Raw genomic sequence first — 6730 nt, forward strand, 5'->3', positions numbered from 1 at the left:
TCCGGTTTTTTTAATGGCAAAAAAAAGCCTCGATTCCCATCGAGGCTTTTGCAGATATCCAATAAGGATCAGAACACCAGATTGGCCACCAGAACAATGACGGGCAAAGTTACCAGTGTTCTTAATACAAAAATCACCACCAGCTCAAACAGATTCAAAGGCAGTTTACTGCTGAGAATCACAGCTCCTGTCTCGGACATGAAGATCAGCTGGGTTACGGACAAGGCTGCAATTACAAAGCGGGTCATTTCGCTGCTGATGGATGTAGCCAGAATAGAAGGCACATACATATCAGCAAAGCCAACCAGCAAAGCTTCGGAAGCCTGAGCGGCTTCAGGTAACTGCATCAGTTCCAGCAGCGGAACAAAAGGAGCACCCAGAATACTGAACAGTGGCGTGTTTTCAGCAATGACCAACCCTACGGTACCAATAGCCATTACCGCCGGGAGAACACCAAAAACCATATCCAGAGCATTTCTCAGACCCTGCCTGGCAACATCCGTCAGACTGGTCACTTTAGAAGCTCGCTCCAAAGCCAGCTCGTAACCGTAGCTCAGGGCAGAGTGCCCTTCTGGAATTAATTCGTCGTCTTTATCACGGGCAGTGCCATCAATATACAGATCCTTCTTGCGACTCAACGGCGGAATTCTCTGAAGTACAATGGCGGCAATGGCACCTGACAGACAAATAGCCAGATAGAAAGGCACAAACTTATCCTGCAGACCTACCTGAGTCAGAACCACCAGAGAAAATGAAATACCAACGATAGAGAACATAGTGGCAACCACGGTGGCTTCACGTTCTGTGTACTGCTTGTTCTCATACTGGGAACTGGTCAGCATGACACCTACAGTGCCATCGCCCAACCAGGAAGAAAGGCAATCAATAGCAGCACGACCCGGAAGACGGAAAACGGGACGCATGATTTTACTCAGCAGAGTGCCCAGCAGCTCAAGAAGACCGAAATTCAGGAGCAGTGGCAGCAACAAACCCGCCAGGAAAAAAGTGACCAGCAAAGAAGGCAACAGATCATTGAATACCAAGCCACCGGTATTGGCATTCCAGACAATTTCAGCGCCCAGTTTGTTCTGAGCCATTACAGCAAAAACCGCGCCCAGCACACGAATCAGCAACCAGGTCGGAGATACATTAAAAAGCCCATTCAACAGATCAGATTTTTCCATAAATCTCGGCTTTACCACTGTACCAATCAGGGACACTACCGCAGAAAAGCAGAGGACACCGCTGGCCAGTGACAGAATATTATCGCCTAGAACTGCCTTGACCCCCTTGGCCATCAGGGCCAGCGGGAAAGACATGGAACCATCAATAAAAACCGGGACTATAAAAAAAACAAGACCCAACAGGGAAGGAATCAGAAACATTAATGTGTTCCGTGATCCGGAGTTGGCCAGAGCTGTGTCGGTCATCGAGCGCTAAATCCAATATTTATTCAAAATAAAGAGTAATTATGTAGGCGCGCGATAATAGCGATTTCTTATGACGACTTGAACTGATGGAAATACCTACTCACCGGCTTTGCTTTCAACAGAATTAGCAATCCATTTCAGTCTATTGGTTAATCATTATTTCACGACAAACAATAAGTCTGTCGCGCTGGAAGGCAGTAATTCCTAGCGGAAATGGGCAACTGCGACTACGTTTCTTAGTGTTTTGTCCCTTCCTTATATAGATTAATTTGTCATGAAAAAAATTCTGACTGCCAGCGCTGCTCTTCTGGCAACAGCCGCCGTACATGGTGATTGGACCTCTGAGGATGGAAGCCTGACGATTGGCGGTAACGCTGAGATCAATACCGATTATGTTGATGTTGATAAAGCCAAGATTCACCCCAAAGACACTGGGGTGAACGACGGGGGAAAAATTGCTGACGATTCCCGCTTTTTACTGGATGTCCAATGGATTACTCGCCGTGGAGAGAAGGACTACATAACGGCTAAAGCCCAACCTTTGATTCGTACAGACGGCACTGTTGCCATAGACGACTCTTATCTTGCACTGGGTCAGGAAAAAATCTGGGAATTCCAGATTGGTCGCTATGAAGCCATGGAACTGTTTTCAGTGGGTAAAGATACCGTTGCCTATATCGCGGCCGGTGCTGACACTATGGGCCAGGGTGTTTATTACTACAAAGGTCATGAGGGTCGAGGTCGCAGGGATAAAATGGGGCAGGCCAGACTGGCCGGAGAAACCAGTAATTGGGATATCGAGCTTTCAACCGCCTATGGTGATGCCGCAGACATGCTGGCTGGCTCCAACGACTACCTGAAAGCCCATAACCTGCAGGGTGAATTCAAATCCGATGACAACAGCTTCGTCCTGCGTCCAGCAGTCCGGTACACATCCGACAGTGGCTTCTTCAATGTAAGTCTGGGTGCGGAGTTTGATGTCAGCAGGGACAAAGTCCATATCATGGTCGTCAAAGGCGATACAGATGAGACCAGAAAAGAGCTGGCTGAGTATGACCTGTCCGAAAGAGTCGGTGGTGCCATCAGAACCGAGTTCATGATTACTGAAGATTTACCCCTTCGCCTGAGCGGTGCCTACCAGAAGCTGAAAGACATCTGGAAGGTTTATCACTTTAACGCAAACTTTGAATACAAGCAGTTCGGTCTGGGTCTCTCCCTGGTTAAAAATGACTTTGATAATAAAACTTTGGAAGACACCAGCTCCTACGTGCTCTACACAGCATATACCCTGCCCATTATGGACTTTGATAACGCCACCCTGACACTGGGAGCCTCCTACTCAGAAACTGATAATGCCTATGGCTACAAGGACAATAAGGAAAAGACTGGCGCTGTCAGAGCCAGAATTAATTATTACTTCTGAAGACCCGCCATCTGAATGGGGCCCTCTGGGCCCCAACAAACACTACAGCTTTACTGACAAGTTAAACGACCGTTTACGAATAACATTACTGAATGCCTCATCATATGCAGCCAGTGCAAGAATAATTAATGCACTCCCTACCATTAACTGAGTTGTGATGACTTCACTCAATACTGCCGCCCCGAGCCACAAAGCCAGCACTGGAGTAATCAGGGGAATGACTGAAACCAATGCCAGTGAGAGCTGCCTGAGAATCACGAAGTAAGCCACAAACCCTAATAACGATCCTACTACTGCCAGATAAATCACAGCCCAGAGACTTTGCATGGAAACTTCTGACGGCATACCGCCGTCCATCAGCCACCAGGTAAGAAAGAAGCCAGGCAAGGCAAAGGTCAAGGAACCAAAAGTTTGTTCCAGAGCATCGATATGGGTTTCTTTTTGCAGATATCGCGTCCCAACCTGACTGATACTGAATACCAGGTTTGCTATCAACATCAGACCGATGCCAATAAAAGCGTCTTTTCCCAGTGACCACTGAGAAGCAAACACCACCAGCAAACCCGTGATCGCCAGAGCTAATGCCAGAATTTTACGGGCAACAAAAAAAGGTTCTTTTAAAACAACCGCTCCCAGTACTCCAGAAATAATGGGCACCATAGCAAACAGCACTGAAATCAAACCGGACGGAATGTAGTTGGCCGCCATATAGACCAGCAGCATATTCGGGAACAACCCCAAGCTGGCCACCCAATAAAGTCGCCAGTGTTTGCGTTTCAGACCGGCAACATGCTTGATCATTGCAATAACTACGGCTGTCAGCAAAAAGGCCAACAGCATTCTTGAAAGCACCGCTGCATAAGCGCTCAAACTGCCATTGCTGAGTTTGATTGCCAGAGGCGTAGTAGACCAGATCAGTATCACGGCCAGATAATTACCCAGAACAGGCATTTCCCTTCCCTCGTTGTTACCGCATAGACCTGTGACTGAAACGAAAAAGCCGCAGGCTTGGCTGCGGCTTTTTTCAAATTTGAATTCGTTCAGCTTTTTATTCTTGCTTCTGAATTCTCACCGCAGCATATCCAATACGTGCTAGCCAGCGACCCGCACAACGCTGTGCAGATGCAATAATGGCAATGACGTGGATAAGATTCGGTGACATTCAGTTCAACATATTTTTATTGTGAATTTGAATACCGGATAGTAACGGTCCCGATAAACTGATTGCAACAGCTGGCAAGGCAAATAATGTTAAATCATCGAAATAACTGCCATCTGACGTTTATTCGATAACGTACTGCTTGAACTCCTCAGAGGGTTCACGGTCTGAATAGATATAAACTGAGTTGCCAATGGGGTCTACGACTGAAAAGCCCCTGTCACCCCACGGGTGATCTTCCAGAGGCATAGCGACTTCAAGACCTTCTCCCGTTAAACGAACATACTCACTATCGACATTGATTACCTTGAAGTTAAGCATCACACCAGCTCCGGCAAATACCGGCATAGCCTCCTGTTGCGGCTCGATAAAACTGATTTCGGGGCCATCACGACCGATCTTCAAAGTGACGTACCAGCCACAGTCAAACACAGGCCTGGCATTAAAATAACGAATATAGAACTCTCTGCACGGCAGGACTTTATCGGTGCAAAAGCAGGTGGATAGTTGAATGGTTTTCATCTGCCTTCCTCGCTTATTCAAGCCATTATGGACTTGCCTGTAATTAATTTCCTGTTGAGATCCTCTCAAAACCCGTTCGGGCTGAGCCTGTCGAAGTCCAATACAACCCCCCCTTCGACAAGCTCAGGGTGAACGGAATCCGAATTTCATCGGGAAGTTATTTTGAGGCAAATCCTAAGTGAATAACTCATACTATTGACTCCTGATCTTATCTGCTCAATTTATTACATGGATTCTGCTTCCCCGAGAATCGCTTGCTGTACTGACTCTGAAAGACGTCCCTGGGGAGGCATAAACCGGACACGCGCTCTGAGACGTTGTTCCAGAACACTCTTCCCTTTCTCTTTTCGCAGCCAGCCACCCTCACGATTCAGCAGCAATTCAGGTGAAGTTCTCAGCTCCAGATGACAGGCAGCGCAATACTTCTTCAGCAACGGTAGCTCTGGAGCAACCTGCCTGCTCTTCTTTTCAGATACCACTGAAAAAGATTGTTTCTCTGTATACGCCTGCCCCTCGGACAGTCTGAGCAATGCCTTGTTTTTATCATCAACAATTAACAACGTACCATCTTTAAGCTCAAGCAATCCAACCGGTGCCCCCTCTGGACGAACACCAGGTACTTTATTCCAGTGACTGATAACTTCCTGATGCTGAGCTTCACGCTTCATTCCGCCTTCAGAATTAAAGGGATGAGTTGTCCACTCTGTTGCTGGAGGAATAGGGTCGCGGTAGAAAACCGGTTGATCAGAGAGTATGGGGCGCCCTTTGTCATCCACTTCATAACTGACCAGACGATTGCCTGCTACTCGAAAGCCATGCCAGCTGACCAGCAACTTTCCTGCAAGTTGCGGTAGTCTTTTACCCTGATAGTAAATCATATCCAGGGGGGCAACATGTGGCGGCATCAGACTATAAGGCTCAATATAAACTTCACTCTGGCAGTGCCCCGTGTCAGCTACATCCAGTTGGCGATTCAGGCAGAAAGGCCAGCCATAAAAACCGCCTTCCTCGATGATATTGATCTCTTCATAAGGTTCATCGTGATCAGGGAAGTCAGAGCTGTTTTCCGCCTGCAAAATGGTGCCACTTTCATGGACAGCCAGGGCCATTGAATTCCTAAGTCCCGTTGCATACACCTGGTAGTCCTGATCCCAACGGTGCTTATCCGATTGATAGCGATATAAGCGAAGTCCGGTTTCAGTCAGCTCCTTGCATTCATCCGACGATTTACGCACATCACAGTTATCCGACCTGGAGCCGACATTCACCAACAAGTCGCCATTGGCCAGAAACACCATATTCGTCAATGGATGGAGATAACCATCTTCTGCATAAGGCAGATCGGCAACAACAATTTCCTGCTTCGAAACAGAACCTTTTTCAAGGGACAGACGACTGATCTGATGGGCTTCACCCAGATAAATACTGCCATTCGGGCCGTACTTTATGTCATGAGGTAAATTAAGCCCGGTCAGAATACGACGAGCATTCAGCAATTTGCTATAGGGGTGCTTTGGATCAAATGTCAGTATCCATAGACTCCCCCTGTCTTTCTCCCACCCCCCCATGTCAGTGACCAGAAGTGCATTTTCTTCAGAAAGCTCCAAAGCTTTTCTGGGCTTTTTGAGAGGCACACTGTCACTACGGTTCAACACCAGCCCCACACAGAGTGAAGGCATAGTGCCTACTGCCACCTGGGGGAGCCCATCACATATCCGGTCAGGGAGTGGTGAGTAGCTGGCCCAACTGGAGATGCTCAAAGTCAGGCTGAGTAAAAAGGTAAACAGATTGCGAACGGGGAGAGAGGACAACTTCATATAATATTCGATACGGCTGATAAAACTTGTTTAGAACTTTCTTTTTTCTTATTGATCAAAGAGAAAGTTTAAACGCTCATTCGACATGGAAGGTGAAAATTCAATAATTTCTGCAGTGACCACGTCTTCCACGACAAATGGAAGTCTCTTCCAATATGAAATGAGCCTGAAGAAGGGGCTGGTTTCTAACATGAAATGAGCCGACTTCAGCACTGTCGTTCATGATGAGGATATGAAAATCATCATGAACACCCATTTCATCAAAACCCTGGAGGATGTAAGAAGCCTCCTTTCACAAGCAGACTGTCTGGAGCCCGGCTGGGACTCCAAGGACGAATGTTACCGTTGGATTGAGCTAACCCTCAGCCACTTCAAATAC

5 protein-coding genes are annotated in these 6730 nt (G+C 47.3%); 1 reads left to right on the top strand and 4 read right to left on the bottom strand.

What is annotated here, in order from left to right:
* Positions 1–68 precede the first annotated feature (68 nt).
* Positions 69–1430 carry a YjiH family protein gene (locus WG89_RS05075; protein ID WP_062262238.1) on the bottom strand — a complete coding sequence of 454 codons (1362 nt, stop codon included), beginning with the start codon at positions 1428–1430 and terminating at the stop codon, positions 69–71.
* A 274-nt stretch (positions 1431–1704) separates the two neighbouring features.
* On the opposite strand from WG89_RS05075, the gene WG89_RS05080 reads away from it, so the two are divergent.
* Positions 1705–2853 carry a carbohydrate porin gene (locus WG89_RS05080; RefSeq protein WP_062262241.1) on the top strand — a complete coding sequence of 383 codons (1149 nt, stop codon included), beginning with the start codon at positions 1705–1707 and terminating at the stop codon, positions 2851–2853.
* 42 nt (positions 2854–2895) lie between these two features.
* On the opposite strand, the gene WG89_RS05085 is transcribed toward WG89_RS05080, so the two are convergent.
* The 3 genes from WG89_RS05085 to WG89_RS05095 form a co-directional block, all read right to left on the bottom strand.
* A complete protein-coding gene (locus tag WG89_RS05085) occupies positions 2896–3804 on the bottom strand; it encodes a DMT family transporter (protein WP_062262244.1) in 909 nt (302 codons plus the stop codon).
* Between the two features lie 331 nt (positions 3805–4135).
* Positions 4136–4534, bottom strand: coding sequence for a VOC family protein (locus tag WG89_RS05090; protein ID WP_062262247.1), 399 nt, complete (start codon positions 4532–4534; stop codon positions 4136–4138).
* Between the two features lie 224 nt (positions 4535–4758).
* Complete coding sequence (locus WG89_RS05095; protein WP_062262250.1) at positions 4759–6213, bottom strand: PQQ-dependent sugar dehydrogenase; 1455 nt, start codon at positions 6211–6213, stop codon at positions 4759–4761.
* Positions 6214–6730 lie beyond the last annotated feature (517 nt).

The sequence above is a fragment of the Endozoicomonas arenosclerae genome, from assembly GCF_001562015.1.
GTDB classification, from domain to species: domain Bacteria; phylum Pseudomonadota; class Gammaproteobacteria; order Pseudomonadales; family Endozoicomonadaceae; genus Endozoicomonas_A; species Endozoicomonas_A arenosclerae.